This window comes from Streptomyces sp. NPDC001889, from assembly GCF_053594535.1.
This window is the reverse complement of sequence record NZ_JBSFER010000068.1, coordinates 1-3,386: the sequence shown is the minus strand read 5'-3', so window position 1 is coordinate 3,386 and position 3,386 is coordinate 1. Positions and strand designations below refer to the sequence as shown.

1 protein-coding gene is annotated in these 3,386 nt (G+C 72.6%); it reads right to left on the bottom strand.

Annotated elements, in window-relative coordinates; all coding sequences use genetic code 11:
* Nucleotides 1–3,386 (bottom strand): condensation domain-containing protein (locus ACWCRA_RS35185; protein ID WP_451069476.1); only part of this gene is annotated, 3,386 nt, incomplete at both ends.

Below are 3,386 nucleotides of genomic sequence, written 5' to 3'. Positions count from 1 at the left end.
ACACCCAAACCGGTCAGATACCGGGCCAGCCGGTTCGCACGCGCCTCCAACTCCCCGTACGACAACACCACCGACCCACACCGCACCGCGGCAACGCCCGGCGCGGCCTCGACCCTCGCCGCGAACAGCTCCAGGAACGTACTCGCACCAACCACAACACCGGTGTCGTTCCACTCCGACACCACCTGAGCCCGCTCAGCCGGGTCCAGGACATCGATCCGGCTCAGCCGCGTTCCGGGATCGGCGGCGAACCGGGCCAGGACGCGCACCAGGCGGTCGAGGAGGGCGCGCGCGGCATCGGTGTCGAACACCTCCATCTGGTGGTCGAGCCGGAGGGTGAACCGACCCACCGGATTCACGTCCAGAGCGAGCGGATAGGTGGTCGACTCGCGTACCTCGGTCCCGGTGAGCCGCAGCGGCGCAGGTGGTGTGTTGTCGTCCGCGCGGTAGTTCTCGAAGGCCATCAGCGTGTCGAAGCCCGCGCCCGGCCCGGATACGCGCTGAATGTCCGTGAGCCCCAGATGCTGGTGGTCGAGCAGGGCCGCCTGTTCGGCCTGGAGCCCGGCGAGCAGCCCGGCGACGGTCTGGGCAGGGTCGAGCCGGACCCGTACCGGCACGGTGTTGATGAACAGCCCCAGCATGCTCTCCATGCCGGGCAGCTCCGCGGGCCGCCCCGCGACAGTCGCGCCGAACACCACATCGTCGCGGCCCGTGAGCCGGCCGATGACGAGACCCCAGGCGGCCTGGACGACCGTGTTCAGGGTCAGGCCATGCGTTCGGGCGAGGTCGCGCACGGCCGAGGCGAGGTCCTCGCCCGGCTCGGTGATCACTGTGCCGGTGTGTGTCCGCGCCGTGTTCTGTTCCTCGGGCGCGACGAGTGTGGGCTCGTCCAGCCCGGCGAGCGCCCGGCGCCATGCCTCGCGCGCGGTCTCGCGGTCCTGCCGTCGCAGCCAGGCGAGATGTTCCCGGTACGGGGTCACCGCCGGCAGCGCGTCCGTGCGGCCCCCTGCCCGGTAGGCGGCCCACAGTTCGTGGATGAGGATCGGCAGTGACCAGCCGTCCAGGACGATGTGGTGCAGGGTGATCGCCATGCGGTACCGGTCCGGCCCCATGGTGAGCAGGAGAACCCGGATCAGGGGTGGCGCGGCGAGATCGAACCGGCGGATCTGCTCCGCGGTCTCCAGTCGCCCGGCCTCGGTGGCGGCCGTCCCGGGGTCGAGATCCGACAGGTTCTCGTGCCGCCAGGGCAGGGTGACCTCGTGGGCGATGACCTGGACGGGCCGGTCGGCCCCGGCGATGTGCCGGAATCCGGCCCGCAGGCTCGCGTGGCGGGCGAGCAGCGCTTCCCAGGACGCCCTGAGCACCGACGCGTCGAGCGGTCCGGCGAGGTCGAGAACCAGTTGCTCGACATAGACGTCCCGGCTCGCGCCGTCGAAGAGCGCGTGGAAGAGAAGGCCCTCCTGGAGGGGGGTGACGGGGAGGATGTCGGCGAGACCGGGGACGGCCGCCTCCAGCTCGTCGATCCGGTCCTGGCCGACGGTCACGAGCGGGAAGTCCGACGGGGTCCGCCCACCGGACCCCGGGGCCGCCGCGTGGACGGCCAACCCCGCCAGCATCGCCGCCCACCCCTCCACGAGGGAACGCGCCGCCGGCTCATCGAGAACCCGCTCCGGCCAGACCAGAGTCAGCACAAGCTCCGGCCCCTCCTCCCGGTCGTGCACCACACCCTCGGCCTCCAGGGCGTGCATCACCGGCGCCCGGCTGTGGCCGCCTTCGCCGAGCGCGGCCTCGCCGACCGGCTGCCACGGTTCGTCACGGCCGGCGAACCGGCCGAGATAGTTGAAACCGAGCTGTGGGCTGGGCAGTGCGGCCAGCTCGGCAGCGAGCGGCCCGGAGGTGAGCCGGCGCAGGATGCCGTAGCCGAGCCCGTCGCCGGGGACCGCCCGTATCTGCTCCTTGATCCGCTTCAGCGCCTGTGCGGCGGCGGGTCCGCCCCGGCGCGCGTCGGCGGGGTCGATCGGTCCGGCGTCCAGCCGTACGGGGTGAATGCCGGTGAACCAGCCGACGGTGCGGGAGAGGTCCTCACCGTCCCCGAGCGGTACGCGGCCGTGGCTCTCGACATCGACGAGGAAGCCGCCTCCGGACTCGCGGCCACCGCGCCACTCGTCAACGGCGGCCGCGAGACCGGCCAGCAGCACATCGTCGACACCCGCGTGGAAAGCCGCCGGAACAGCCGTCAGCAGCGCCGACGTCACCCCGGACGGCACCCGCACCGACACCCGCCGCACCGACGCCTGCACATCCCGCGCCGCGTCCAGCGGAACCCGCGTCAGCAACGGCTCCGGCCCACTCCCACGCAGAAGCTCCGCCCACAGCGGCACCTCCGCCGCACGCTCCGCACTCCCCGCCTGCGCCACCAGCTCACGCGCCCAGTGCCGGAAGGAGACCGGTACGGGTGCCAGTCGCGCCGGCAGGCCGTCGGTCAGCTGGTCGTGGGCGTGGGCGAGGTCGGCGAGGATCACTCGCCAGGAGACTCCGTCGACCACCAGATGATCGACGGCGATCAGCAGCCGGCCGGGGGTCGCGGGGCCGAGGTCGAACCAGACAGCCTGGACCATCACCCCGGCCAGAGGGTCGAGCCGGCTGACGGCCGCCCGGGTCTCCTCGTCGACCAGCCCCTGGAGATCCCGGCCGGCCGCGTCCACCCGGCGCACCAACGGCCCGGCGGGCACAGTGCCCGGCTCGGGGACGGTCAGCCCACCCTCCGCGTCGGCGGTGAACCGTGCCCGCAGGGCGTCGTGGTGGTCGATGAGGGTCTGCACGGCGTCGGTGAGGACCGGGAGGGTGAGGCTCGCGGGGGCCACCACCAGCGCCGACTGGTACACCTCGGAGAGGCCGTCGGGCCGGGTGCGGCTGAGGAGTTCGCGCATCACCGGAGTCAGCGGCACATCGCCGGTGCCGGCGGCTGACTCCTTCGGGGCGGTGTCGGTCGTGAGCGGGGTGGCGACGGCGGCCAGCCGCGCTGCCGTGCGGTGCTCGAAGATCTCCTGGGTGCTGATCACCAGACCGGCCCGGCGGGCGCCCGACACAACCATCATCGACAGGATGGAGTCGCCGCCGAGTTCGAAGAACGAGTCATCGACGCTCACCTGTTCCACTCCGAGCACCTGGGCGAAGAGACCGCAGAGGGTCCTTTCGGCCTCGGTCTCGGGGGCCCGGCCGCCGGTGGTGGCGTGGGCGGGTGCGGGGAGGGCGTTGCGGTCGAGTTTGTCGTTGACGGTCAGCGGGAGTGCGTCCAGGACGACGAAGGCCGTCGGGACCATGTACTCGGGCAGGCGGTCTCCCGCGAAGTCCCGTACCGCACCGACATCGACACCCCCGGCGGC